The organism is Streptomyces sp. NPDC059851 (assembly GCF_042732005.1).
In the GTDB taxonomy this organism is placed as follows: domain Bacteria; phylum Actinomycetota; class Actinomycetes; order Streptomycetales; family Streptomycetaceae; genus Streptomyces.
Window position 1 is genome coordinate 1 of the sequence record NZ_JBHWJJ010000075.1, and the last position, 24907, is coordinate 24907.

22 protein-coding genes are annotated in these 24907 nt (G+C 71.3%); 13 read left to right on the forward strand and 9 right to left on the reverse strand.

Annotated features, from left to right (window positions below; genetic code table 11):
- Positions 1–372: 372 nt before the first annotated feature.
- The 6 genes from ACFV7Q_RS23725 to ACFV7Q_RS23750 all read right to left on the reverse strand — a co-directional run bounded on the left by ACFV7Q_RS23725 (position 373) and on the right by ACFV7Q_RS23750 (position 5437).
- On the reverse strand, positions 373–1608 hold the full coding sequence (locus ACFV7Q_RS23725) for a serine hydrolase domain-containing protein (protein WP_385431280.1): 1236 nt from the start codon (positions 1606–1608) through the stop codon (positions 373–375).
- Between the two features lie 142 nt (positions 1609–1750).
- A complete protein-coding gene (locus ACFV7Q_RS23730; RefSeq protein WP_385431281.1) occupies positions 1751–2149 on the reverse strand; it encodes a DUF1048 domain-containing protein in 399 nt (132 codons plus the stop codon).
- A 2-nt stretch (positions 2150–2151) separates the two neighbouring features.
- The gene (locus ACFV7Q_RS23735; RefSeq protein ID WP_385431282.1) at positions 2152–2481 is read right to left on the reverse strand and encodes a PadR family transcriptional regulator; all 330 of its coding nucleotides are present in this window, start codon (positions 2479–2481) and stop codon (positions 2152–2154) included.
- 375 nt (positions 2482–2856) lie between these two features.
- The gene (locus ACFV7Q_RS23740; RefSeq protein WP_385431283.1) at positions 2857–3279 is read right to left on the reverse strand and encodes a hypothetical protein; all 423 of its coding nucleotides are present in this window, start codon (positions 3277–3279) and stop codon (positions 2857–2859) included.
- Between the two features lie 125 nt (positions 3280–3404).
- Positions 3405–3881, reverse strand: coding sequence for a hypothetical protein (locus ACFV7Q_RS23745; protein ID WP_385431284.1), 477 nt, complete (start codon positions 3879–3881; stop codon positions 3405–3407).
- 617 nt (positions 3882–4498) lie between these two features.
- Positions 4499–5437 carry a glycoside hydrolase family 16 protein gene (locus ACFV7Q_RS23750; RefSeq protein WP_385431285.1) on the reverse strand — a complete coding sequence of 313 codons (939 nt, stop codon included), beginning with the start codon at positions 5435–5437 and terminating at the stop codon, positions 4499–4501.
- A gap of 363 nt (positions 5438–5800) precedes the next feature.
- Between ACFV7Q_RS23750 and ACFV7Q_RS23755 the strand changes: the two genes are divergently transcribed.
- The 3 genes from ACFV7Q_RS23755 (at position 5801) to ACFV7Q_RS23765 (ending at position 9702) form a co-directional block, all read left to right on the forward strand.
- The gene (locus ACFV7Q_RS23755; protein ID WP_385431286.1) at positions 5801–6238 is read left to right on the forward strand and encodes a hypothetical protein; all 438 of its coding nucleotides are present in this window, start codon (positions 5801–5803) and stop codon (positions 6236–6238) included.
- Positions 6239–6331: 93 nt separating this feature from the next.
- Positions 6332–8425 carry a bifunctional polysaccharide deacetylase/glycosyltransferase family 2 protein gene (locus ACFV7Q_RS23760; RefSeq protein ID WP_385431308.1) on the forward strand — a complete coding sequence of 698 codons (2094 nt, stop codon included), beginning with the start codon at positions 6332–6334 and terminating at the stop codon, positions 8423–8425.
- Entirely contained in the window at positions 8422–9702 is a 1281-nt protein-coding gene (locus ACFV7Q_RS23765) for an acyltransferase (protein WP_385431287.1), read from the forward strand. Before ACFV7Q_RS23760 ends, ACFV7Q_RS23765 begins: the two co-directional genes overlap by 4 nt.
- 388 nt (positions 9703–10090) lie before the next feature.
- Here ACFV7Q_RS23765 and ACFV7Q_RS23770 read toward each other — a convergent pair whose 3' ends face one another.
- Positions 10091–11053, reverse strand: coding sequence for a helix-turn-helix transcriptional regulator (locus ACFV7Q_RS23770; RefSeq protein ID WP_385431288.1), 963 nt, complete (start codon positions 11051–11053; stop codon positions 10091–10093).
- A gap of 62 nt (positions 11054–11115) precedes the next feature.
- Here ACFV7Q_RS23770 and ACFV7Q_RS23775 point away from each other — a divergent pair, with 62 nt between their 5' ends.
- Together ACFV7Q_RS23775 and ACFV7Q_RS23780 are read left to right on the forward strand one after the other, a co-directional pair.
- A complete protein-coding gene (locus ACFV7Q_RS23775) occupies positions 11116–12360 on the forward strand; it encodes an epoxide hydrolase family protein (protein ID WP_385431289.1) in 1245 nt (414 codons plus the stop codon).
- An 83-nt stretch (positions 12361–12443) separates the two neighbouring features.
- Positions 12444–12578: a hypothetical protein gene (locus ACFV7Q_RS23780; protein ID WP_385431290.1), complete on the forward strand. Its 135-nt coding sequence runs from the start codon at positions 12444–12446 to the stop codon at positions 12576–12578.
- Positions 12579–12874: 296 nt separating this feature from the next.
- Here the strand turns inward: ACFV7Q_RS23780 and ACFV7Q_RS23785 are convergent, their stop codons facing one another.
- Together ACFV7Q_RS23785 and ACFV7Q_RS23790 are read right to left on the reverse strand one after the other, a co-directional pair.
- Complete coding sequence (locus ACFV7Q_RS23785; RefSeq protein WP_385431291.1) at positions 12875–13255, reverse strand: hypothetical protein; 381 nt, start codon at positions 13253–13255, stop codon at positions 12875–12877.
- Between the two features lie 607 nt (positions 13256–13862).
- A complete protein-coding gene (locus ACFV7Q_RS23790; protein WP_385431292.1) occupies positions 13863–15170 on the reverse strand; it encodes a peptide ligase PGM1-related protein in 1308 nt (435 codons plus the stop codon).
- A 266-nt stretch (positions 15171–15436) separates the two neighbouring features.
- Between ACFV7Q_RS23790 and ACFV7Q_RS23795 the strand changes: the two genes are divergently transcribed.
- The 8 genes from ACFV7Q_RS23795 to ACFV7Q_RS23830 all read left to right on the forward strand — a co-directional run bounded on the left by ACFV7Q_RS23795 (position 15437) and on the right by ACFV7Q_RS23830 (position 24903).
- On the forward strand, positions 15437–15550 hold the full coding sequence (locus ACFV7Q_RS23795; RefSeq protein ID WP_360632887.1) for a pheganomycin family RiPP precursor: 114 nt from the start codon (positions 15437–15439) through the stop codon (positions 15548–15550).
- An 88-nt stretch (positions 15551–15638) separates the two neighbouring features.
- Positions 15639–17615, forward strand: coding sequence for a RiPP maturation radical SAM C-methyltransferase (locus ACFV7Q_RS23800; protein ID WP_385431293.1), 1977 nt, complete (start codon positions 15639–15641; stop codon positions 17613–17615).
- Positions 17616–17907: 292 nt separating this feature from the next.
- Entirely contained in the window at positions 17908–19083 is a 1176-nt protein-coding gene (locus ACFV7Q_RS23805; RefSeq protein WP_385431294.1) for a glycine amidinotransferase, read from the forward strand.
- A complete protein-coding gene (gene dpgA / locus ACFV7Q_RS23810; RefSeq protein ID WP_385431295.1) occupies positions 19080–20165 on the forward strand; it encodes a 3,5-dihydroxyphenylacetyl-CoA synthase DpgA in 1086 nt (361 codons plus the stop codon). The genes ACFV7Q_RS23805 and dpgA overlap by 4 nt, the downstream gene beginning before the upstream one ends.
- A gap of 53 nt (positions 20166–20218) precedes the next feature.
- Positions 20219–20995, forward strand: a complete 777-nt coding sequence (gene dpgB, locus ACFV7Q_RS23815; protein ID WP_385431296.1) for an enoyl-CoA-hydratase DpgB — start codon at positions 20219–20221, stop codon at positions 20993–20995.
- Between the two features lie 109 nt (positions 20996–21104).
- Complete coding sequence (gene dpgC / locus ACFV7Q_RS23820) at positions 21105–22343, forward strand: (3,5-dihydroxyphenyl)acetyl-CoA 1,2-dioxygenase DpgC (protein WP_385431309.1); 1239 nt, start codon at positions 21105–21107, stop codon at positions 22341–22343.
- Positions 22340–23704, forward strand: coding sequence for a PLP-dependent aminotransferase family protein (locus ACFV7Q_RS23825; RefSeq protein WP_385431297.1), 1365 nt, complete (start codon positions 22340–22342; stop codon positions 23702–23704). The genes dpgC and ACFV7Q_RS23825 overlap by 4 nt, the downstream gene beginning before the upstream one ends.
- Positions 23701–24903 (forward strand): cytochrome P450, encoded by a 1203-nt coding sequence (locus ACFV7Q_RS23830; RefSeq protein WP_385431298.1) that lies wholly within the window; start codon positions 23701–23703, stop codon positions 24901–24903. Before ACFV7Q_RS23825 ends, ACFV7Q_RS23830 begins: the two co-directional genes overlap by 4 nt.
- Positions 24904–24907: the final 4 nt, after the last annotated feature.

Consider the following 24907-nt stretch of genomic DNA (forward strand, 5'->3'; position numbering starts at 1 on the left):
ACAGGCCGGAACTGGCTCCGCAGACTGCGGCCGGTCCCGCCCAACAGCTCGCGCTCCGGAGCAGGCAGGTGAATCGTTCCGACCGCAGACCTCAGTAACCGGTCCGCGCCCAACGGGGCGGTCGCGGCCGTACCATCGAGTCCAGGATCAAGCCGGCACGGGCGCTGAGTTGAGGGGCGTTGTGCGCCATCCGTCCGGGGAGTGCGGCAGGAGCCCGCGTCGGCCCCGGGCGCGGTCCAGTGAATCGTTCAACCCTTCGAGACTCTGATCGTCGTCTGGGCTGCCATGACTCCCATGACCGGGCGCCTGGCCCGTGCAGGCGTCCCCCAGGTGGTCGAGGAACGCGGCGCCGACCGACTCGACGTAGGCGGGTCAGTCGTCGATGGCCTGGTAGAGGGTGGTCCAGAAGTCCTGGATGGCCCGTGCCGAGTGCGGGGTGGACATCCCGGTCTGGGTGAGCAGGATGCCGACGAGCTGGTTGTGCGGGTCGGCGTAGGTCGTGGTGCCGGCTCCGCCGTCCCAGCCGAACTGGCCGATGGGCGCGTAGTCGCCTCGGTAGGTGCGCACCGTCATCCCGAAGCCCCAGCCGCCGGTCTGCCCCTGGCCGTGTGACAGATGGACGACGCTGCGCGCCCAGGTCTGTAGGGCGGCCGTCTGCTCGGGGGTGAGGCGGTTGGTGGTCATCAGCTCGACGGCGGGCCGGGACAGGATCCGCTCGGTGCCGTGCATCCCGTGGTTGAGCAGCATCCGGAAGTAGGCGTGGTAGTCGTCGACGGTCGAGTCGAGTCCGCCGCCGCCGGACTGGAAGGCCGGAGGCCTGCTGTGGTGTCCCCCTTCGGCCGGATCCTCCACGGTGAACTCTCCGGTCTGCGGATCGGGGGCGTACAGGGGCGGCAGCCGGTCGATGTTGTCGGCGGGTACGTGGAAGCCCGTGTCCTTCATCCCCAGCGGATCGAAGATGCGCTCGCGCAGGAACGCCTCGAACGACTGGCCGGTGACCCGGGCGACCAGCACGCCGAGCACGTCGTCGCTGACGTTGTACAGCCACCGCTCCCCGGGCTGGTACATCAGCGGGAGCGCGCCCAGGCGGCGCATCCACTCGTCCGGCTCCACTGCCGGCAGCATCCATCCGTTCTCGCCGTAGACCTTCTGCTCGAAGTACGCGCTCATCATCGGGGAGCTCATGGCCGTGGTGTCCAGCCCGAGCCCGCAGGTGGAGGTGAGCAGGTCGCGCACGGTGATCGGGCGCCGCGCCGGCACGGTGTCGTCCAGCGGGCTGTCGGGCCGCTTGAGGACGCGCCGGTCGGCCAGCTCCGGCAGCCACCGGTCTATCGGGTCGTCCAGCCGCAGTCGGCACTCGTCCAGCAGGACCATGGTGGCGGCGACCGCGACCGGTTTGGTCGTCGAGGCCATCCGGAAAATGGTGTCCCGGCGCATCGGCGGGCCGCCGTCGTGGCGCATGGTGCCGATCGCCTCGACATGGGTCTCCTCGCCCCGCCCGATGAGGGCGACGAGGCCGGGAATCTTCTTGGACTCGACATGCGCCTGCAGTACCTCGCGCATGCGGCGCAGCCCTGCCGGGGAGAAGCCGTTGTTGCCGTTTCCCATGACGAATCTCCTTGCACGCAGTGGTCGGTCTCGGCGGTGCCGCGGGCATGCGGCGGGAGACGGTCGGCCGGGGCGTGCCCCCGGCCGACCGTGTGGTGCGGACGAGCGGTGGTGCTCCGCCCCGGGGGGCGATGTGCTGGGATCAGGCCGTCCCGGTTCCTGTTCCTGTTCCGGTCGTGCCCCCGGTGGCGCGGTCGATGTCCTCGACCAGCTGCTTGCGTGCGCGGGCGGGCACGTAGCCGCCTTCGGAGTAGTTCTCGGCGAACGCGTCGGCGAACTCCACCGGGTCCTCCCCGACGACCCCGCGGACCGGCGTCCCGTCCGCCACGGCCTGCTCGAACAGGTCGGCGAGGTCATCGAACATCGACGCGCTGCTGTCACCGTCGGTCGGCACGAAGTGCATCAGGTACCGCTCGATCGCCTCGACCGCCGTGCGGTGGCTGCTGGGAAGCTCCTTGACGCGCGCCTTGTACGCCCGCCAGCGCTTCTTGGGCCCGATCACCTTCGCGATGATGCCGCCGGTCTTGTCTGCTTCGGACATGGCTATTCGCCCCCTTCGCGGAGCTGGTCCAGTCGTTCCGAGAGGAAGCTCCAGGTCCTCCAGAACTCTTCGAGGTATTCGCGTCCCTGGGCGTTGAGGGAGTGCACCTTGCGCGGCGGCCCCTTCTCCGAGGGGACCTTCTCCACATCGACGAGGCCGCGCTTCTCCATCCTGATGAGCAGCGCGTAGACGGTTCCTTCGGCGATGTCGGGGAAACCCTGCTCCCTCAGCCGCGCGGTGATCTCGTAGCCGTAGGCGGGCCGGCCGGACAGGGACGCGAGGATGATGCCCTCCAGCGTGCCCTTGAGCATCTCGGTCAGCAGTTTGGCCATGGAGCGCCCTCCTCCCTGAGCTATTCGGCGTCATTGAGTACCGGTACACCGTATCGCTGACTACCGGTACTTAGCAAGACGGAATAGTGGGGCCGCACGTGGGCGCGTTCGCCCGGGGAGCCGCTCAGCCAGCGCCCGGCTGGCCCGGCTTCCCTAACTCCCCTCACTTCCCTGACTTCCCTGGCTTCCCTGACTTCCCTGGCTTCCCTGACGTGACCACCTGTAGGTTCCGGCGATCCGCCGGTCCGGGGACTCGGTATCGGCGGATCGCCGGAACCGGAGTGCCTGGGGGTGCCGTTGCCACGGGGCCGGCCGTGCGTGACCGCGGCGACCGTCGGTCACTCCCCCGCCTTGACTGGCCCGTCGTCATCGGGACTAGCGTCCCCGGCACCTTCGGCGCGTGGTCGGTGAACAGTGCCTCCAGAAGTGCGCGCCTCCCTGGTACGGGCGTTGCAGCAGCTCCCGGCCGTCCTGCTCTAGCGGGTCGAACGCGACGACGTAGGCCGGCCACGCGGCGGCCAGGGCCGGGGCGCCGCGGGCGCGGACGGCGGCTCGGCGTTGCAACGCCTCGAACGGCAACCGCCCTGTTTCGGCATCCCGGACGACCAGCTCATCGTCGATGACGAGGCCGCGGGGCAGTTGCTCCTCAGCGGCTGCCAGCAGGTCCGGCCACTGGTCCTGGACCAGCGTCCCGCGGCGCGTCCGCACCAACACCCGACCACCCGGCCCGGCAGCGGTGAAGACGAGCGCCCGGTGGCCGTCCAACCGTCCGGTGGCGCTCGTCCGCAACCGTCTCAAGCGCCTCCGCTGCCGGTCTGCCATCCTCAACGGCTTCATCGCAGGAACCGGGCCCGCCTCTCGACATCCCGGCCTCTGCTCGATGCGAAGGCGGCATCTCCCGCGGACAGCAGACGGGCAAGCGGTCAGCCCACGCTCAGGGTGCACTCAGCCTTGTAACCGTTCCGAGTGCGGCCGTCGTCCACCTGGAGGGTGACGGTGGTGGTGCGGGTGTGGGAGCGGGGGTAGCCGGAGGGGCGGGGGCCGGCGCTGAGGACTTCGTGCGTGGACCAGGCCCCATGGGGGTCAGCCACCCGGTACACGTCGCCGGTGGTGGCCGCCGCCCCGAGGCCGTACGCGGGCTCGCCGGTCACCCGGTCCTGGCCGTACTCGTCGATCGTGCTGATGTCGATCCGGCTCCTCACCCTGGCGCCGGGGGCATGCCCCGTGCTGCCTGCGGTGTACTTCACCTCCCAGGTGTTCCGATCACAGCTGAGCTCGATCTCGGCCTGGGTGCGAGCGGGCGCGGCCTGCACTACGGCGGCCGGGAGCAGGACGGCGAGGGAGCCCAGGACGAGGGCTCCGGTCCGAAGCGCGGTCCGACGGACCAGGGAGGCTTTCATGCCGTCCACCCTAGGGAGCAAACCCACCCAAGAGCGACACTCTGAGGGGTGGTGTTCTGGGCCGATATGTGACGGCAAGGAGAGTTCGAGCACAGTGGCGCGGGACAGGGCCTGTTGGGAGCACACCACACAGCGCATCCGGTGCCGGTAGGAGCCACTGGGCCGGGCCCTCGTTGCCGTTTGCGCGGTTCGACGCCGCTGTCACCGGCAACGGCGACGCCGCCTGGCTCTGGCCGTTCGCCTGCGCCTCATGCTTCTGTCCGGTCCATGAACTGCCGCCCGGATTACAGGCTTCCGCGAGCGGGACCATGCCGTCGATGCCCAGCGCACCGGCCGGCGTCACCTCCCGCTCGTCGTAGTACGACCACCAGGTGCCACCGTTCAGAGTGCAGCCCCACCCGATCTCGGCGTACACGACGGCCTCGGCAGCAGTACCTCCTGACGGGTGTTGCAGCCGTCGGCCGGCAGCCGGTCAACAGCGTGCGCAGCAACGGGCCCGAGCTCCTCGACGACGCCGCGGACGCCGCGCCGTCGGCGAAGTGAGGAAGTACCGGCACCCATGTGCGCGGCCGCGCTGTTGTGAACGGTCGTCGTGGCCCCCGGCCCTCGGACGGTGGTCAGGCCTTCGGCACGGTGTTCACGTAGTTGGTGCCCGCACTGTAGAAGCCGTCCACCGTCTTCTGGACATCCGCCTGGGAAACGGCCTCGTCGGCCTTGTAGTAGACCCAGTTGACCTTCATCTCCCAGGTGCGCGGAGCTCCGGCGAAGGGCAGGTCGATGAACCAGTTGCTGAAGTGGATGTCCATCTTCTCGCGCGGGACGTACTTGCCGGAGCTGGTGAACAGCTCCTTGCCGTCCATGGAGTAGGTGACCGTTCCGCCCACTGCGGTGACCATCAGGGTGTGCCAGCCCTCGATGCGCTGCTTGAGCGTGTGGCTGACCCGGTCCGGCGGATCGGCCTTGTGCCAGCTGACGTTGTCGAGTCGCGGACCCTCCGAACCCCAGCCGCCGTTCGGCAGGTACTCGAAGTCGAGTTCGCTGTAGTCGTCCGAGGAGTCCGAGGGGGAGATAGGGAAGAAGGTCTGGACGACGTGGTCCCCGTTGCGGCCGCTCGTGGGCTTGTCGCTGAAGTGGACCCGAGCGGCGAAGGTCCCCGTGAAGAGGTTCTTGCCGGTGCCCTGTACTTCGACCTGCTGGGTGCCCTGCTCCGTGCCGTCGGTGGAGGACTGCAGCCGCAGGACCCTGCCTCCCTGGGCGGTCGGGTCGGAGGGGAAGCCGGCACCGGCGGTGGACCAGGTGCCCTTGATGCCGGGGCCACCGCCGCCGGTACGGACCTCCCAGCCGTGGGCGGCGAGGGCGGGGTCCTCGGGGCCGCTGTAGTGGAAGTTGTCGAACAGGGTTCCCGGCGGGCCGGCCGGGGTCGGTGAGGCGCTCGGGGCGGGCGCGGCGGCATCGTCACCCGGGCCGCCGGAACACGCGGCGAGCACGCACAAGAGGGCGGGCAGCGTGAGCGCGGTCCACACGCGGCGACGGCGGGTGCGGCGGGGCTGGCTCACTCGGGCTCCTTGGGGCGTGCGTAGAGGCGGTACCTGGACACGCCCTCTGGATGGGGATCAGCTGCTGATCCGATGAGGGCGTCATCCTAAGGTGCGCCGAGACACCGATGACTACTCGGCTGACTACCCGGCGCCGGGCGCGCGGCCCTACTAACCGGTACCACCAATTCCGTTTCGATCCGGTCACGACGCCTGGATAGATCCCTGCAAATCCGGATATGGGGGCCGAGTCGCCTGGGATCGGTGCACTAGCGTTCGCCCTGCGATCCCGCGGTCTACGTACCCTGCAATGAAAGGTCTCGCAAGGTGCGCCCAGTCATCACGCCCGTGCAACGCGGATCGACACACCGAACAATGCCCGGAATGTCCGAGTTGGGTTCTGGTGAATCTGAGGAACCGGCTCCCGCACCGGTGTTCGTCGACCAGTCCGGTCTGCGCGGCCGGATGCTGCGGGGCTTCGGCTGGCCGGTCTCCATAGTCGGCGCGGTTCTGGCCGTCGCCATGGGCAGCAGCCTGATCGGTGTGCAGGCGGACGCCCCGGCGATGCGCGTACCCGCCCAGCCCTCGCGTTCGCCCGCGCCCTCACCCGTGCCCTCGCTGTCGCAGACCCCGTCGTCCGCGTCGTCCTCGGCTTCGTCACCTCGGACGGTCACGCGGTCCGCGACGCCCCGGACGGGCACCCCCGGCGGCTCGCCGAAGATCGCAGCCGCTCCGTCGAAAACCGCTGCCGCCCCGCCGAAACCCGCGACCACCGCGCCGCGCGGGGCGAAGCCTTCGGGCCGGCCGGCCAAGCAACCCTGATCACCCGCACCACCGTCTCCTGGAGCGTCATTGTCCCGCCACCAGCGCCGCCGGCAGTCCCTGCTCAGGCCGCGCCGACTGGCCGCGCCGCCGCTGCGCTTCTTCATGCCGCTGTCCCTGCTGGCCTGCCTGCTCGCCCTCCTCGTCCTGCGCGGCCTCGCCACGAACGAGGCGTTCCACGACTCCCGGATCGCCATCTCGGTCGACAAGACGACCGTGCCGCACAACCTGCTCAAGGGCGGTCCGATCATCGACGCGCGCGGCGCCAAGAACGAGCATCCCGTGAGCTACCACATCCCCGACCGCACTGCGGTCCTGAGCTTCGACGACGGTCCCTCGCCGGAGTGGACGCCGAAGATCCTCAAGGTGCTCGCGGCCCGCAACGTCCGTGCGGACTTCTTCGTGACCGGCGCGATGACCACGCGCCACCCGGAGCTGATCCGGCAGATCGTCGCGGGCGGCCACGAACTCGGGGTGCACACCTTCACCCACCCCGACCTGGTGTACCAGTCCCACGCCCGGACCAGCTGGGAGCTGGCACAGACGCAGCTGGCGCTGGCCGGCGTCGCGGGCGTCCACAGCGCGTTGTTCCGCCCGCCGTACTCCTCCGACGCCACCGCGATGGACGACTGGAACTACCCGGTGGTCAAGTACGTGGGCGCGCGCGGCTACCTCACCGCGTTCATCGACCGCGACACCGACGACTGGAAGCGCCCCGGCGTGGACGCGATCGTCAAGGCAGCCATGCCGGCCAAGCCCGGTGCGGGCGCGCTGATCCTGCTGCACGACGCGGGTGGCGACCGCGCCCAGACCCTCGCCGCGCTCGTGCAGATCATCGACAGGCTGCAGGCCCAGGGCTACCGCTTCACCACCATCTCCGAGGCACTCGGCGCCTCCAGCGCGACCGTGCCGGTGCACGGGTTCCAGTTGTGGGCGGGCAAAGGATTCATCTGGGCCACCCAGGTGGCCGTGCTCACCCTGCCGGTGCTGGTCGGGCTGCTGGCCGTCGTCGGCTTCCTCAACTTCGGACGGTTCGCGCTGATGGTCGTCCTCGCTCCGATCCACGCCCGCCGCTCCAAACGCCGGGACGCATGGGGTCCGCCGGTCACCGAACGGGTCACCGTACTGGTCCCCGCCTACAACGAGCGCGAGTGCATAGCCAACACCCTCCAGTCCCTGGCCGCCAGCGATCATCCGATCGAGGTGATCGTCATCGATGACGGCTCCACGGACGGCACCGCGGACATCGTCGAGGAGATGGCCCTGCCGTTCGTCCGGTTGATCCGCCAGGTCAACGGCGGTAAGTCCAGCGCGCTCAACACCGGTATCGCGGCAGCCTCCCACGACATCATCGTGATGATGGACGGGGACACCGTCTTCGAGCCGTCCACCGTGCGCGAGCTGGTCCAGCCCTTCGGGGACCCGGCGATCGGCGCGGTCGCGGGCAACGCCAAGGTCGGCAACCGCGAGAGCCTGATCGGTGCCTGGCAGCACATCGAGTACGTCCTCGGCCACAACCTGGACCGCCGGATGTACGACATGTTGGGCGTCATCCCGACCATCCCGGGCGCGGTCGGCGCCTTCCGCAAGGAGGCACTGCGACGGGTCGGCGGAATGAGCGACGACACCCTCGCCGAGGACACCGACATCACCATCGCGGTGCTCTGCGACGGCTGGCGGATCGTCTACGCCGAGCGTGCCCGCGCCTGGACCGAGGCTCCCGCCAACCTGCAGCAGCTCTGGTCCCAGCGGTACCGCTGGAGCTACGGCAGCATGCAGGCGATGTGGAAGCACCGCGGCGCCGTGACCTCCCGCGGCCCGGCCGGGCGCTTCGGCCGGCTCGGGTTGCCGCTCGTCGTGCTGTTCGGCGTGATCGCCCCGTTGCTGGCGCCACTGGTCGACTTGTTCCTGCTGTACGGCGTGCTGTTCGGGGACGCCCCGATCACCCTCACCAGCTGGGGCGGCTTCATCCTGCTCCAGGCCGCACTGTCCTGGTACGCCTTCCGGCTCGACCGCGAGAAGCCCTGGCACCTGATCAGCCTGCCGATCCAGCAACTGGTCTACCGACAGCTGATGTACATCGTCCTGCTGCAGTCCGCGATCACGGCGATGACCGGGGGCCGGCTGCGCTGGCAGAAGCTCCGGCGCACCGGCGAGGTCGCCGTACCGGTGGAGGCCCGACCGTGACCGCATCCGTCGAACTCGGTCGCACCCGGGACACCATCCGGCTGAGGATCCCGGCCGCGCTGCGAGCCGAGCCGGATCCGGAGACGGAGACGGAGACGGAGACGGAGCCTCAGGCTTCGGCGCCGTCCGAGCGCAAGGGCGGCCGGGACCGCTATTTCGACCTGCTGCGCGCGCTGGCGCTGGCCCGCGTGGTGCTCTACCACAACTTCGGCTGGTTCTGGCTGCCCCTCGTCTTCCCGTCGATGGGCGTGATGTTCGCCCTGGCCGGCTCGCTGATGGCCCGCTCACTCAGCCGTCCCGCCCTCGGCGTGATCCGCGGTCGACTGCGCCGACTGCTGCCGCCGATGTGGCTGTTCGGCGCCGTCATGATCGCCCTCCAGATCTACGCCGGCTGGAGCCCCCGGTCCGACGGCCACCCCACCTGGTGGTGGTCCAAGCTGGCCTTCTGGATCCTGCCGCTGAGCACCCCGCCGTACGCGGACGAGCTGTCCGGTTTCCAGCTCGTGGAACCCACCTGGGCCGCGCAGATCATCGTCCCGCTCTGGTACCTACGGGCCTACCTCTGGTACGTCCTGTTCTCACCGCTGTTGCTGCGGGCACTGCGGCGCTTCCCGGTGATGACGTTGTGCGCCCCCCTGGCGATGGTGATCGTCATGAACGCGTTCTTCCTCGACCAGGAGTTCGTCTACGGCCGGGTCTGGGAGACCGCCAACGACTTCGCCACCTTCGGCGCGTGCTGGATCCTCGGCATGGCCCACCAGGAAGGGCTGCTCAGGAAGATCCCGCAGTACGTGCTGCCGTCCGTCGCGCCGCTGATCATGGTGGCCGGCTTCTGGTACCTGCAGACCCGTCCGGTCGACCCGACCGTGGCGACCGACATCGAGTCCTGGCCGATCGCCCAGGCCCTGTGGTCCTTCGGTTTCGTCGCCATCCTCCTCCACGTCAGCCCGTCCTGGGATCGGTGGCCCAGGCCGCTGGAACGCTGGAACGGCCTGGTGAGCCTGCTCAACGCACGCGCCGTCAGCGTCTACCTGTGGCACCAGGTCGCCCTGGTGGTCGCCATCCCGCTGATCGACCCGCTCTGGAGCGTCCCCTTCGTCTACGCGAACTTCCAGTGGCTGCTGGCCAGCCAATGGTTCACGCTGCTGGTGGCGATCCCGCTGCTCGGGCTGCTCGGGCTGACCTTCGGCTGGGTCGAGGACGTGGCCGCCAAACGCTCGCCGCGGCTCCTGCCGTACGCGCGCCGCCCACGGGGCAGGCGCCGGGCCGCCGGCTGACGCGGGCCGGAAGTCCGGCTGGCTACGAGCCGGTCTCGGGTCCCAGGTGATGCGGGCGACGAGCGGCAGGTGGCCCCGCCTCTCTTCGTGGACCGCTCCACCACCTGGGGAGAGCAGGCCGGCAGCACACGGGAGAAGCCGCTCGGTCCGGCCGTCCGCCACCACGGTTGCCCTCACCGGCGATCGCGATTGGCTTGCCTACCGGCACGACACCGACTCCACCGAGACCTGCCGTACCGGTCGCCGCATCACCGCGTCCGGCCTCGACCGGACGGACAACCCGGCCACGACGGTAGTGGGCCTGGCGGTGACGACAGGGCCCTCCCCATGGTGCGGCCCTCGATCCTCCCCGGAAGAGGCCGCAATGGTGTCCGCAGCGGGGGGCGACCTATACCTCTCGTACGGCATTCAGGCAGCGGGTGCCTTGGGTGCGCAGCGCGTCGGCGAGTTCGGGTGGGGCGTGGGTGAGGGTGAAGTCGGCGTCTACCGTGGTGATCATCCATGCGAGGTCGCGGGGGGTGCCGGCGCCCAGGTGCAACAGACAGCTTTGGTCGTCGACGGGTTCTATGACGCCCATGCCGGGCCAGACGCGGTCGGCTACCGCTGCGGCGGGCTCGTGCAGGGTGATGGTGGCCTGGAAGGGCCACGTCCGCGACGACAGTTGGCGGGCCAGATAGGTGGCCACGTCGGCGTCGGGGAGTTCGCGAGGGGTGAACCGTGGGCCGGTCGGAGCGCGCGGGATGAGCCGATCCACGCGGAAGGTGCGCCAGTCAGTGCGGTCGGTGTCCCAGGCGACCAGGTACCAGTGGCGCCCGAAGCTGACCAGGCTGTGCGGCTCGACCGAGCGGATGCTCTGGCCGCGGCGGTGGCTGGTGTAGTCGAAGCGCAGCCGCTCGCGTCGGCGGCACGCCTCGGCGATGGCCATGAGGGTGTCCGCGGAGACCTTGGGGTCGGGGACGGTGCCGGCACGGACGGTGGCGGTGTGCAGTGTGTTCACCCGGTGCCGCAGCCGGGATGGCAGCACCTGCTCCAGCTTGGTGAGTGCGCGCAGGGAGGACTCCTCGATCCCGGTGACCGAGCCGCCCGCCGCCGTGCGCAGCCCGATCGTGACGGCGATGGCCTCATCGTCGTCGAGCAGCAGCGGGGGCAGCTTGGCCCCGGCGCCGAGCCGGTAGCCGGCGGTGCCCCGGGTGGCGTGCACCGGGTAGCCGAGCTCGCGCAGTCGCTCCACATCGCGGCGCAGGGTGCGTCGGCTGACCCCGAGGCGTTCGGCGAGCTCGGCGCCGGACCAGTCGGGGTGGGTCTGCAGCAGGGAGAGCAGCTTCAGCAGCCGCCCGGAGGTTTCGAGCATGCTGCCAGACTGCCCGAAGGTTAGGACCGGAAGTGACCTAAGCGGGTCCTAGCGTCGCAGCCATGGAGAACACGACACCCAGCATCCGCTCTTTCCGCATCGACATCCCGCAGTCCCAGCTCGACGATCTCCACGCCCGTCTGGCCGCCACCCGCTGGCCGGACGAGCTGCCCGGTGTCGGGTGGAGCCGCGGCGTTCCGTTGGCTTACCTCAAGGATCTCGCCGAACACTGGCGCACCGCCTACGACTGGCGGGTGCACGAGGCGGCGCTCAACGAGCACCCCCAGTACATGACCACCATCGATGGGCAGAACATTCACTTCCTGCACGTGCGCTCCCCCGAGCCCGATGCCACGCCGCTGGTGCTGCTGCACGGCTGGCCGGGCTCAGTGGTGGATTTCCTCGACGTCATCGGGCCCCTGTCCGATCCGCGCGGGCACGGCGGCGACCCGGCACAGGCCTTCCACCTGGTCGTCCCCTCGCTGCCGGGATTCGCGTTCTCCACCCCACTGGCCGGGCCGGGCATGGGCGCGTCCACGATGGCCGGGGCGCTCACCGAGCTGATGTCCCGCCTCGGCTACGCACGCTACGGCGTCCAGGGCTACGACACCGGCTCGTGGGTCGCCGCGGAGATGGGCAAGCACGCCCCGGACCACGTCATCGGCATCCACGTCAACGCGATGATCACGTTCCCGGTCGGTGCGGACGGCGAGATGGACGGCCTCACCGAAGTCGAACAACGACGCTGGCAGGCCATGCAGAACTTCAACGACGGCTACCTGCAGTGCAACTCCAAGCGCCCGCAGACGGTGGCCTACGCCCTCACCGACTCCCCTGTCGGCCAGCTGGCCTGGATCGTGGAGAAGTTCAAGGAGCTCACCGATCCGGAAGACGGGCTGCCCGAGGACAGCATCGACCGAGACCGCATCCTGACCGAGGTCTCGCTGTACTGGCTGACCGGTACCGCCGCTTCAGCCGCCCAGGTCTACTACGAGGAGATCTCCGCGAACGCCTGGAGCGAGGCCGCAGCCGACGACTGGAGCACCGACTCCGGCGTCTCCGGCGTCGACACCACGCAAGACACCGGCTGGGGCAACGGCCAGGACGACTGGGCAGCCGACCGGCGCGGGACGGTGCCCACCGCCGTACTGGTCTCCACCCAGGACGTGACCGTCCGCCGCTGGGCCGAACGCGACCACAACGTCGTGCGGTGGACCGAACTCGACCACGGTGGCCACTTCCTCGCAATGGAAGCCCCGGACCTGCTGGTCAGCGACGTCCGCGAGTTCTTCGGCGAAGCACGCTGAAAGGGAGATCCGAACCCTCGACTGGCGGCCTCTTCACTGAGCCTTCTGTCACTTGAAGCGACGGGGTTGACGGCATCCCTGTGGTGCGCCGGCCCGACGGAGCGCAGCAGTTCCAGGCAGAGGTTCGTGTCGTCGACGTCCGTCTGCGGGACGCCGTCGGCGAATCCCCGCCCGCCGTCGAGCCGCTGACGGTCGGCGATGTGGCGGGCGAGGCGTAGCCGCAGGTCCGGCATCCGGCCTTCGAAGGCGAGGCCGGTGATCGCGGTGGAGAACGTGTCTTCGTCGGGAATGTTGGGGATTCCGCCGTCAGCCCTCTGATGGGAAAGCGTGGCCTGGATCGTCTGTCGGATGAGGCGGGATCCCTGCTCGACGCTTCGCACTGCGTGAGTGGCGATCAGGTGGGTGAGGATCTGCCGCTCCCAGACGCCGGGCGGGCCAATGACTTGGCGCAGCCCGGTGAGGTCATGCCGGGCACCGGGGTGGGCGGGCACGTGGAACGCGTCGAGCAGGACGGCTACCCAGCGGGCCGTGGGCTCGGCCGGGGCACGGGGCGGGCACAGGGCTGGGAGGCCGCGCCGAAGATGACGGCGAGTGCCCTCGCGAAGTGGCGCCTGCGGTCGGTGACGAAGCCGCTGATTCCCGTCGCGCTGGCGCGTTCGACATCGGCGGGGTCGATCGTCTTCCGGTCCGGGAAGAGCCAGCTCAGGATGGCGGAGTCCAGCTGTCCGGCCTCGTCATGCCCGGGATCTTGCGCGCGCAGGAACGACGTGAGCCGACTCCGGACCTCGGGAAGGTGGTGCTCCAAGCGGAGCAGCCTGAGCAACAGCGCGGATTCGAGGATGCGGCCGGAGACGGGCACGCGTGCGCAGCCGTCGTCCCCGACGGTGGACACCACCCTTTGCGCCAACGGGCGGTGGACGAGAGGGAAGAGCATCGTGTCGGTCGGAAGGGCGGTCGGCCTCCGCTGAGGCGTCGTGATCCTCACAGTGGTCCCCTCACGTCGGCAGTGCCTCGGACAACGCGGCGAGCACGGTATGTCGGTCGATCGTTTTCCCTGCCCTCTGCCGTACGGCCAGGGTCACGGGATCCAGCTGTGCGCGCCGGTCTGGCGCGGCTGGCCGGCCGCACCGTGGGCCTCGACGGTGTGGTCGCCCAGCAAGGCAACTACCGCACATCCGGCTTCCGAAAGCTTGGAACACGTCCGCTATGGAGGCGCCCCCTCAGCGGACACCGCGTTGCCGAGCGATGTCCGCTGAGGGGGTGCCCGGAGCCCACCCTTCGACCGATGTGGCGGAGGCCTTGGTGAACGCATGGCGCGGCGGGCTCGGCACCGCGCTGTGAGACCCGGTATGAGCCCTCCACCACGTCGACCGCCGCCGGGGCGTCCGCCGTGTACCTCCGTATGCTGCGGCACACGACTTCGCCTGATCATCACCTGCCGAACTCCGCCGGACGCGCCGATGACAGGAGGCCGGCCATCGGTCCGTTCGGCGTCAGGGGAGTCAGCGGGTGAACAGCTGTCCGACCAGCTCTTCGCGGTGGAGGGCGGCTTCGACGGTGTCGTCCGCGAAGCAGAGCATGACGCCCTTGCGGCCCGGGTGGTACGCGGCCAGGATGATCGCACCGCGGCGGGTGCCCGGGTCGTAGGCGTGGCCGGACTCGCGGAGCCGGGTGAGGGCGTCGGTGAACGAGGGCACCTCCCAGTGCTTGGGCCACACCCGCTCCAGCAGGATGCGGTCGGTGCCGAAGCCCGGTCCGACGACCCGCTTGCCGACGATCTCGTAGATGTGGGTGGAGCCGGTGGCGCGGCCGTTGTACTCGGTGAAGAGGACGTCCCCCTCCGGTGTGACGACGGCGTCCGCACTGAGGATCCCGCGGTAGCCGACCGCCCGCAGCCCCTCCGAGATGCGGTGCCCGCCGTCCAGCAGCACGTCGAGCTGCCGGGCGGTCAGGTCCGGGGCGGGCATCACCTGGGCGTTGGGGAGGGGGCGGTACTGCATCTCGCCGTGGCCGCCGAGCCGGATGCCCGCGTCGGAGATCCAGAACTCGGCGAAGTAGGCGCGGCTGCCGGGGTGGTAGCGCTCCACGACGACCCGGTCGCGGCCGCCGACCGTCAGCCAGTCCCAGCGCTCGGCGAGGTACGCGGAGACCGCCTGTCGGTCGGGGAGCACGCGCACGTCGCGTGCTCCGCGCAGGTCCACGTCCCCGGTGCGGCCGAGGATCTCGTTGCCGTCGCTGCCCGATCCGAAGTCCTGCTTGAGGATGACCGGGCTGCCGCCGTCCAGCAGGCGGACGATGTGCTCCTCCGCGCGCCGTGGATCGGCGCAGACCGCGCCGTCCGGCAGGGGGGCGCCCACGCCGGCGGCCAGGGCCCGGAAGACGGCCTTGCTGCTGCCGAGCAGTCCGCCGCTCTGGGTGAGGAACGCGTGCCCTTCGAGGGCTCCGGGGCAGCCCAGAGCGTCGGCGGCGGCGGCGACGGCTGCGTCGGGCCAGAGGGCGAAGACCTCGCCGACGGGCCGGCCGGCGGTCTTCTCGCGCAGCTCGGTGATGAGGGCGGGGTCGGTGAGCCGGTCCGCGGTGAGCGCGCCGGTGCCGGTGCGGCCGGGGGGTGGGACGACCACCTGCAGGGAGTCGCGCCGGGTGCCCGTCAGGGAGGTGACGTAGGAGAGGAACTCCTCCTCGGGCGGGACGGGCAGGACGAGGACGTCGTCGTCGCGGGCGAACCACAGCAGGCGCTGCACGGCCCAGCCGTTTCCGACCGGCTCCTCCAACTCCTCGCTCCAGTCGTTTCCGATGAGCAGTCGCAGCATCCGGCAATACTCCTGTGGTCGCAGTGCAATTCCCGGTGGCCCGGAGGCCTCCTCGCCCGGCTGGACCGGCCAATTGTGAAAAGTGGCCGAAGGGGGCGTCAATAGCGCCTCGCCCGCCTCGGAAGCCCACGGGAATCAGCCAGGGAACCCGGCTGCGGTGTTCTTGTGGCCGGATCGCCACCTTGTTCGCCGCTGGGGCGGTTCCTACGATCGATGACCGTTCACCGACGGAATCTCATGTCCGGATATGAGGAAGGAGGTGAACCATGGAGCGTGAAATCGTCTGGACCGAGATCGAGGAAGCCGACGTCGCCGAGATCGTCTCGGACAGCAACGTGAAGGACATCGGCGTCGTTTCGGCCAGCAACGTCAAGGACTGAGCCAGCGGACCGACCAACGCGTGACCCGGGTCCTTCCCCGCCCGCCGGGGAGGGGTCCGGCCTGCCGGAGCGGACGTACGGAGGAATCGTGTCAGGCGGCGGTGAGTTGAAACTGATCGACCAGCCCCTGTTCCCACCGGACTGCGTCCCGGCGAGGCCGTTGCGCATCGGGCTGGTGAACATGCCGTGGGCGCGCACCGACACCCCTTCCATCCAGTGCGGGCTGCTCCAGGCCGCACTCCGTTCCTTCGGCCACGACGCGCGGAGCGTCTACCCGAACCTGGAGCTTTCCGCCGAGCTGGGCACGGATCTTTACGAGGTCATCACCGAAGCCCCTTCCGAACGGGTCCACCTGTTCGGCGAATGGCTCTTCGGGACGGCGGCCTTCGGGGTGACCGAGGACGTGGAGGATTACCGTCTGCGTTTTCCCGAGGTGGCCGAAATGTGTGCCGAGGCCGGCGCGGACTGGGACGCCGTGGCCGATTTGCGGTGCCGCCGCCTGCCCGCCTGGATCGATGAACTCGCCGCCCGCAGTATCTGGTCGGAACTCGACGTCGTCGGATTCACGTCGACGTTCATCCAGAACGTCGCCGCCCTGGCGCTGGCGCGCCGCTTGAAGGAAGCCCGTCCCGATCTGATCGTCGTATTCGGCGGCGCGAACTACGACGGGGACATGGGGCCGGAGTACCTCAGGAATTTCGACTTCATCGACTACGTCGTCGTGGGAGAGGGCGACGTGACGCTCCCCCGGCTGGCGGCGGCCGTGGCGCGCGGCGGCGATCCGACCGGGATCCCGGGCGTCTGCGGCCGCACCCCCGACGGCCGGGTGACCACCCCCTCCCCCGGCACCCGCACCCGGCACATGGACCAGCTGCCGGTACCGGACTACGACGACTACTTCACCGCCGTGGAGGCCCTCGGCCGGGACCGGGTGATCGGTCGGAACACCCAGCGGCTGCTGGTGGAGTTCTCCCGGGGCTGCTGGTGGGGCGCGAAGCACCACTGCACCTTCTGCGGGCTCAACGCGCTCGGCATGCAGTACCGGGCCAAGTCCCCCGCGCGGGCGCTGTCCGAGCTGGAGGAGCTGATGCGCCGGCACCGGGTCCTGGCGGTCGACGCCGTCGACAACATCCTCGACATGGCCTACCTCGACACCTTCTGCGCCGGCCTGCGCGGGTCCGTATGGGACACCGCCCTGTTCTTCGAGGTGAAGGCCAACTTGACCCGGGACCAGGTGCGCCTGCTGGCCGAGGCCGGGGTGTGGAAGATCCAGCCGGGCCTGGAGAGCCTCAGCACCCACGTCCTCGGGCTCATGCGCAAGGGCTCCTCGCGGCTCCTCAACATCCGTCTGCTCAAGTGGGCCCACTACTACGGCGTCCGCGTCGACTGGAACCTCCTCGCCGGCTTCCCCGGCGAGACCGACGAGGACTACACCGGCCAGGCCGCCCTCGTGCCCCTGCTGACCCATCTGGAGCCGCCGGCCGGCGTGGGGCGCATCTGGCTGGAGCGGTTCAGCCCGTACTTCACCGACCCCTCCTTCGGGATGGGCGACATCACCCCGAAGAGCGCCTACCGGTTGGCGTTCCCGGTCCCTGGGCTGGACCACAGCCGGATCGCGTACTTCTTCGACTACCGGGCACCGGACGTCGCCTCCCCGGACTCCGTCGCCGAGCTCGCCAAGGCCGTGGAGGGATGGGGACGCGCATGGGCCTCGGCGGACCGGCCCACCCTCACCTACCGGCGCGGGCCGGACTGGCTCACGCTGTTCGACACCCGGGGCGGCCTGCGCCGCAAGACCACCCTCGCCGGGTGGCGGGCGCAGGCGTACGAGCTGTGCGGTGACGCCCCGCGCAGCGCCGCCCGCATCCACCGGGAGCTGGCCGGGCCGGGCGGGGGCGGCGGGCCGGTGGAGCGGGCGGAGGTCGAGGAGTTCCTCGGGTCCTGCGTCGCGCACGGAATCTGCCTGGCGGAGGACGGCAAGTACCTCTCCCTGGCGCTGCCGATCCGGTCCGGGCTGCCCGGGCTGCCCGGGCGTCAGGCGGAGCGTGCGGGCGGTGACCGGTGAGCGGCCTCGGATGCCGGCGTCGGCGCACCCGTACGGGCCCTCGCAGCAGCCCTTCCGCCCCCGGTGCGGCCCCGCTGACCAGGAGCGCTCCTCCGGTACGGCGCCACCCCGCCTTCCGTGCGCCCGGACGGGGGAGCCCCTCGGCGGGCGGGACCGGAAAGTGGCCACCGGGGCGATGGCCCCTCGCCCTCGATCGCCCCGGCGCCCACGGCGGTGGGGCGCGACGACCCGGTCCGGGCCGGTCGGAGCCGGTGGATCGGTGGGGCACACCAAACGATCGAGGGAGCTCACGATGACGCTGAACAGCTTCGACGAATGGTCCCCCCTCAAGGAGGTCGTCGTCGGCTCGGCGGCCAACTACACGTCACACGAACGGGAGCTGTCCTTCGACCTCTTCTTCCACGACAACATCGCCGGCGACAACTCCTCGCGGACCGAGTGGTACTACCCGCGGCTCACCGTCGGCGGGGCCGGGCAAGCGGACGCCGGCCGTGACGGGGCACGCCGCGGCCGCGTGCCCATCAAGCAGCGCTACGTGGACGAGCTCGTCGAGGACCTCCAGGGCATGGAAGCGGCCCTGACCGGCCTCGGCGTCACGGTGCACCGGCCGATGGACCTCGATGCCGGCACCAGCGAGGTGCGCACCCCCGCCTGGTCCGCTTCCGTCGTCCCCCCGCTGAACATCCGCGACAACACGCTGATCCTCGGCGACGAGATCATCGAGACCCCGCCCATGATCCGCTCCCGCTACTTCGAGACCCAGTTCCTCACACCGGTGTTCCAGCGGTACTTCGCGCAGGGCGCCCGCTGGACGGTGATGCCCCGCCCCCTGATGACGGACGCGTCGTTCGACCTCGACTACGCCCGCGAGAGCACGATCGGCGGCCCGACCGAGCCCATCGGCACTCCGAGCCCCTCACCCTACGACGTGGGCATCGAGATGATGTTCGACGGCGCGCAGGTCCTGCGGCTCGGCCGCGACCTCGTGGTCAACATCTCCACCGCGCACCACGCCCTCGCCTGCGACTGGCTGGAGCGCCACGTCGGCGACCGGTTCCGGATCCACCGCGTGCACCGGCTCAGCGACAGCCACATCGACAGCATGGTCCTGGCCCTGCGGCCCGGCACCTTGCTCGTACGCTCCGAGGCCGTCGCCGACCAGCTCCCCGCGGCGCTGCGGAGTTGGGACCGGATCGTCGCGCCCGCCCCGGAGAGCGACAACTTCCCGCGCTACGAGGACGAGGACCTGGTGCTGACCAGCCCGTTCATCGACCTCAACGTGCTGTCCGTCAGCCCCGACACCGTGCTGGTCAACGAGGCCTGCCCGGAGCTGGCGCGGACCCTGGAGAAGCACCGCTTCACGGCCGTCCCGGTCCGGCACCGGCACCGGCGGCTGTTCGGAGGTGGTTTCCACTGCTTCACGCTGGACACCGTGCGCGAAGGCGGGCCGGAGGACTACCTCGGATGACCCTGCCGGACACCGGGGCCGCCGCCCGGCTCGCCGGGGTCGGCACCGCCGTCCCCGACACCAGCTACAGCCAGCGCGAGCTGCTCGACATGCTGGCCGTCACCGATCCCCGTGTCCGCTCGCTCTTCCTGCGCAGTGCCATCGAGCGGCGGGGCCTGACCCTGCCCGCCCCCGCCCCCGACGGGTCGCCGGTGGTGGAGTCTCAGGGCGAACTCCTGCGCAAGCACGCCGAGCAGGGCCTGCTGCTGGGCCGGCGGGCGATAGAGAACTGCCTCGCCGACACCGGGGCCCGGCTGTCGGACGTGCGCCACCTCTGCTGCGTCACGTCCACCGGCTTCCTGACCCCCGGATTCTCCGCCCTGCTCATCAAGGAGATGGGCATCGACGTCTGCTGCTCGCGGCTGGACGTCGTCGGCATGGGCTGCAACGCCGGTCTCAACGCCCTGGGCGCGGTCACCGGCTGGGCCCGCGCGCACCCCGGCGAACTGGCCCTGCTGGTGTGCGTGGAAGTGTGCTCCGCGGCGTACGTCTTCGACGGCACCATGCGCTCCTCCGTCGTCAACAGCCTCTTCGGGGACGGCGCGGCAGCGGTCGCCGTCACCGCGCCCGGCGACGGCGCGCAGGACGCCGGCGGGGCACCGTCCCCGGCCCTGCTGCGCTTCTCCAGCCGCATCATCCCCGACGCCGTCGACGCCATGCGCTACGACTGGGACGAGGGGCACGGCAAGTTCAGCTTCTGGCTGGACCCGCAGATCCCCTACGTCGTCGGCGCCCACGCGCAGGGGGCACTGGAGCGGCTGCTGCACGGCACCGGGCTGCTGGCCTCCGACATCGACCACTGGGTGGTGCACTCCGGGGGCAAGAAGGTCGTGGACTCCGTCCGGGTCAACCTCGGGCTGACCCGGCACGACGTACGGCACACCACCGGCGTGCTGCGCGACCACGGCAACCTGTCGAGCGGCTCCTTCCTCTTCTCCTACCAGCGGCTGGCGGCCGAAGGCTCGGTACGCCCCGGCGACCTGGGCGTGCTGATGACGATGGGGCCCGGCTCGACGATCGAGATGGCGCTGGCCCGGTGGTGACCCGCACCCCGGGCCGCACTGCGTGAGCCTGCGCGACGACGAAGGGAACTGCGATGCGGACGCACGACAAGGTGCCGCCGCCCGCCGAGGGCGAACCGGCGGACGGCACGGCGAAGACCACGCACGACGGCACCTCGGACGGGCTGTGCGTCACCCTGCACCTGGACGCCGGGCAGCCGCTGCCCGAGCTGACCGCCTCCGTCACCGGCGCCTGCGACCGGGCCGAGGAACGGGCCGACCGCTCGGTGGTCCTCCTGCGGCTGCCGGACGCCCCCGCCGGGGGCGCCCGCTCCTGGCCGGGGCCGGTGGACATCCAGCAGATCAACCGCTGGGAGCGGGCCGTACGGAGGCTGGAGCGGCTGCCCGCGATGAGCATCGCCATCGCCTCCGGGGCCTGCGGCGGCCCCGCCCTCGACCTGCTGCTGGTGAGCGACTACCGGATCGGTGCCCCGGACCTGCGGCTCCTCGCGCCGGTCAACGACGGCCACTTCTGGCCCGGTATGGCCGTCTACCGGATCTCCCGGCAGCTCGGGGCGGCCCGTGCCCGGCAGATCGTGCTGTGGGGCGACGACATCGACGCCGGTCGGGCCCGCGACCTGGGCCTGATCGACCAGCTCGCGCACGACACCGAGGAGGCCGCGCACACGGCGACCGTGCTGATGGGCCGGATCTCCGACCGCGAGCTCGCCATCCGCCGGCAGCTCCTGCTGGAGGCGCAGAGCCTGGAGTTCGACGAGGCGCTCGGCCCGCACCTGGCCGCCTGCGACCGCGAACTGCGCCGCCTGGCCGCCGCTGAGCCGGCCCCCACGACGGGAGAGCCGCGTGAGTGATCGGGCGGCACACCAGGAGAAGGACCTCCCGGCCGGCGCCGCCGCCTTCGCCAGTGATCTCGCCACCGACGCCGGGCTCCTCGCCGGGCACGCCGCCGACACCGAGCGAATGCTCGCCCTCCTGCCGCCCCGCCCCGACCGCACCGACGCCGAGGCGGAGCGGGCGGCGCGCCTGCACGAGGACTGCCGGGCGGCCCGGCACGCCTTCCTCGCACGCCACGCCGAGGCGGTCTACGACGGGCTCACCTCCGGGCGCACGCGGCGGCCCCGGCTCGCCGACCTGGCCGCCGAGGCCGCCGTACGCTTCCCCGGACTCGTGCCGGACGCCGCCCAGCTCGCCGAGGAACGCGGACGCCTCCAGGCCCACAAGGAAGGCCGCGAGATCGACCAGGGCATCTTCTTCGGCGGCCTGCTGCGCTCCCCGGCCGCGGGCACGCACTTGATCGAGAGCATGCTGCGCCCCGCCCCGGGATCGGCCGCCCGCCTCGCGGAGTTCCGCCGCGCGGACCGGTTGGAACTTCCCGCCGTGCTGCTCGAACGCCGCGGCGAGGCCGCCCACGTGACCTTCCGCAACGGCCACTGCCTCAACGCCGAGGACAACCGGCTCATCGCCGACCTCGAAACCGCCGTCGACGTGGCCCTCCTCGACGACCGCGTACGCGTCGGCGTCCTGCGCGGCGGCCCCGTCACCCACCCCCGCCACGCCGGGAAGCGGATCTTCAGCGCGGGCATCAACCTGAAGGAGCTGCGCTCGGGCGCGATCTCCTTCGTGGGGTTCCTCCTCGGCCGGGAGCTCGGCTACGTCAACAAGATGGCCCGGGGCCTGTTCCTCGACGAACCCGCCACCTGCGGCACCGCCACCGCGGGCAAGCCCTGGGTGGGCGTCGTCGACTCGTTCGCCATCGGCGGCGGCATGCAGCTCCTGCTCGTCCTGGACCGCGTGATCGCCGAGGAGGGCGCCTTCTTGAGCCTGCCGGCCGCCGACGAGGGCATCGTCCCGGGCCTGGGCAACCTGCGGCTCACCCGGCTCACCGGAGCCCGGACGGCCCGGCAGATCATCCTCTCCGGCCGCCGCATCCACACCGGCGACCCGGCGGCGGCCCTGCTGGTCGACGAGGTACTGCCCGCCGCCGCACTCGACGGGGCCGCCGAGCGCGCCGTGCGCGACCTGGCCGGTCCGGCCGTGGTCGCCAACCGGGCCATGCTGACGCTGGCCGAGGAGCCACTGGACCTGCTGCGCACCTACCTGGCGGAGTTCGCGGTCGTCCAGGCCCGCCGCATCTACAGTCCCGACGTCCTGGCCAAGACCGAGCGCCACTGGGCGCGTTCCGAACGGGTCCCCTCATGACCTCCCTCGCCCGCGAGATGCTCCACGCCTCGCTCCAGGACCCGGTGCTGGAGTCGATCGGCTTCCTCAACGAAATCATGGGCCGGTACCCGGACGCCCTCTCCTTCGCACCCGGAGCCCCGCACCCCGCCCCCTACGACGGGCTGGACACCGCCCGCTACCTGGACCGCTTCACCGCCCACGCGGCCGCGGCGGGCCACGGCCCGGACCGGGCGGCCCGGCTGCTCTACGAGTACGGGCCCGCCCGGGGCCTGATCAACGGGATCGTGGCCGACGCCCTCCGCCGCGACCAGGGCATCGACGCCGACCCCGACGCGCTGGTGATCACCGTCGGCGCGCAGGAGGCGATGTTCCTGGCGCTGCGCGCCCTGATCGCCTCCCCGGACGACCTTCTGGCCGTCTCCGACCCCTGCTTCGTGGGCGTCACCAGCGCCGCCAGTCTGCTGGCCGTCGGGGTGGTCCCCGTCCCCGAGGACGCCGACGGCCTCGACGTCGACGCACTGGCCGAGGCGTGCCGGGCGGCCCGCCGCTCCGGCCGCCGCATCCGGGCGTGCTACGTCGCCCCCGACTACGCCAACCCCGGCGGCACCCGCATGGCGGCCGGGCGGCGCCCGCGGCTGCTGGAGCTGGCCGAGCAGGAGGACTTCCTCGTCCTGGAGGACAACGCGTACGGGTTCACGGCTCCCCCGGGCACCGAGCTGCCCGCCCTGAAGGCCCTGGACACCGGGCGGCGGGTCGTGCACATCGGGACGTTCGCCAAGGTGTGCTTCCCCGGGGCTCGCGTCGGCTACGTCGTCGCCGACCAGTCCGTCCGTACCGCCGACGGGTCCGCGGTCGCGCTCGCGGCCGAGCTGGCGCGGCTGAAGACCGCCGTCACGGTCAACACCTCACCGGTGTGCCAGGCGCTGATCGCCGGCATGTTGCTGGAGCACGGCGGCTCGCTCGCCGAACTGAGCCGGACCAGGTCCGTGCTCTACCGGCGCAACCTCGCCCACCTGCTGCGGGCACTGGACCGCGAGAGCGCCGCCGGCCTGCCGGACGGGGTGGAGTGGAACCGGCCCGGCGGCGGGTTCTTCGTGCGGATGCGGCTGCCCGTGCCGGCGGACACCGAGCTGCTGGAGGCCTCCGCGGCCGGGTACGGCGTGCTGTGGACGCCGATGGCCCCCTTCCACCCCGGCGGCGGAGGCACCCGCACGCTGCGGCTGTCGTGCAGCTACCTGGACCCGGACGGGATCGACGAGGGCGTGCGGCGGCTCGGGGCCTTCCTCAGGGAGCGTGCCCGCCCGCGGGCCGGGGCGGGGGCCGGGACCGGGGCCGGGGCCGGGGCCAGGGCCGGGGCCGGGGCGGGAGGCGGGTCATGAGCGGCCGGAACGTTCCCGCCCACCCCACCGCCCGCGACCGGGCCTGCCCGTTCGACCCGCCACCGGAACTCGCGGCGATGCGCGCGCACGGCCCGGTCAGCCGCCTGCGCTACCCCGACGGCCACATCGGATGGCTCGTCACCGGGTACGAGACGGCCCGCCGGGTACTCGCCGATCCCCGCTTCAGCGCGCGCTCGGAGCTCAAGCGGGTGCCGGTCGCCCGGCCGGGGACGGACCCGTTCTACGGCAGCCCCGCCCTGCCGGGCTGGCTGGTCGACATGGACGCGCCCCACCACACGCGGCTGCGCAGGCACCTCATGGGCTGGTTCACCGCCCGCCGTACGCGGGCCCTGGCGCCCCGGATCGAGCAGATCGTCGGCGAACACCTGGAGGCGATGGCTGCTCTCGGCGGCCGGGCCGACCTCGTCGAGCGGTTCGCGCTGCCCGTCCCCTCACTGGTGATCTGCGAGCTGCTGGGTGTTCCCTACGCCGAGCGCGCCGGGTTCCAGCGCAGCAGCGCCACCCTCTTCAGGATCGACGCGTCCGCCGCCGAGGCTGCGGCGGCGATGGCCGAACTGGACGCCTTCCTCACCGAGCTGGCCCGGCACCGGCGCCGGGCTCCGGGCGACGACCTGCTGAGCGCGCTCGTCGCCGGGGGCGACCTGTCCACCGCCGAGGTCGCCGGCGTGGGTGCCCTCCTGCTGTCGGCGGGGCACGAGACGACGGCCGGCTCCCTGGGGCTCGGCACCTTCGCGCTGCTGTCCCACCCCGGCCAGCCGGCCCGGCTGGCGGCCGACCCGTCCCTGGCCGGGAACGCCGTGGAGGAGCTGCTGAGGTACCTGACCATCTTCCACTTCGGGGTGCCCCGCTCCCCGCTGGAGGACGTCATGCTGGAGGGGCACGCCCTGCGCGCCGGGGAGTCCGTGACGGTCTCGCTGTCCGCCGCGAACCGCGACCCGGCCCGCTTCGCGGACCCCGACCGCCTCGACCTCACCCGCCCCGCCTCCGGCCACCTCGCCTTCGGCCACGGTGCGCACCAGTGCATCGGCCAGCACCTGGCCCGCACGGAGATGCGGATCGCGTTCCCCGCGCTGTTCGCCCGCTTCCCCGGCCTGGAGCTGGCCGTGTCACCGTCGGAGGTGCCGCTGGGAGAGGACATGGGCTTCTACGGGGTCCATCGGCTGCCCGTGGCCTGGTGAGGGG

Coding starts and splice junctions, on each gene's coding strand:
- ACFV7Q_RS23790 (WP_385431292.1), bottom strand. CDS start 15,170: ATGCTGCGACTGCTCATCGGAAACGACTGGAGCGAGGAGTTGGAGGAG.
- ACFV7Q_RS23735 (WP_385431282.1), bottom strand. CDS start 2,481: ATGGCCAAACTGCTGACCGAGATGCTCAAGGGCACGCTGGAGGGCATC.
- ACFV7Q_RS23725 (WP_385431280.1), bottom strand. CDS start 1,608: ATGGGAAACGGCAACAACGGCTTCTCCCCGGCAGGGCTGCGCCGCATG.
- ACFV7Q_RS23755 (WP_385431286.1), top strand. CDS start 5,801: ATGTCCGAGTTGGGTTCTGGTGAATCTGAGGAACCGGCTCCCGCACCG.
- dpgB (WP_385431296.1), top strand. CDS start 20,219: ATGCGGACGCACGACAAGGTGCCGCCGCCCGCCGAGGGCGAACCGGCG.
- ACFV7Q_RS23795 (WP_360632887.1), top strand. CDS start 15,437: ATGGAGCGTGAAATCGTCTGGACCGAGATCGAGGAAGCCGACGTCGCC.
- ACFV7Q_RS23745 (WP_385431284.1), bottom strand. CDS start 3,881: ATGAAAGCCTCCCTGGTCCGTCGGACCGCGCTTCGGACCGGAGCCCTC.
- ACFV7Q_RS23805 (WP_385431294.1), top strand. CDS start 17,908: ATGACGCTGAACAGCTTCGACGAATGGTCCCCCCTCAAGGAGGTCGTC.
- ACFV7Q_RS23830 (WP_385431298.1), top strand. CDS start 23,701: ATGAGCGGCCGGAACGTTCCCGCCCACCCCACCGCCCGCGACCGGGCC.
- dpgC (WP_385431309.1), top strand. CDS start 21,105: ATGCTCGCCCTCCTGCCGCCCCGCCCCGACCGCACCGACGCCGAGGCG.
- ACFV7Q_RS23825 (WP_385431297.1), top strand. CDS start 22,340: ATGACCTCCCTCGCCCGCGAGATGCTCCACGCCTCGCTCCAGGACCCG.
- ACFV7Q_RS23730 (WP_385431281.1), bottom strand. CDS start 2,149: ATGTCCGAAGCAGACAAGACCGGCGGCATCATCGCGAAGGTGATCGGG.
- ACFV7Q_RS23770 (WP_385431288.1), bottom strand. CDS start 11,053: ATGCTCGAAACCTCCGGGCGGCTGCTGAAGCTGCTCTCCCTGCTGCAG.
- ACFV7Q_RS23775 (WP_385431289.1), top strand. CDS start 11,116: ATGGAGAACACGACACCCAGCATCCGCTCTTTCCGCATCGACATCCCG.
- dpgA (WP_385431295.1), top strand. CDS start 19,080: ATGACCCTGCCGGACACCGGGGCCGCCGCCCGGCTCGCCGGGGTCGGC.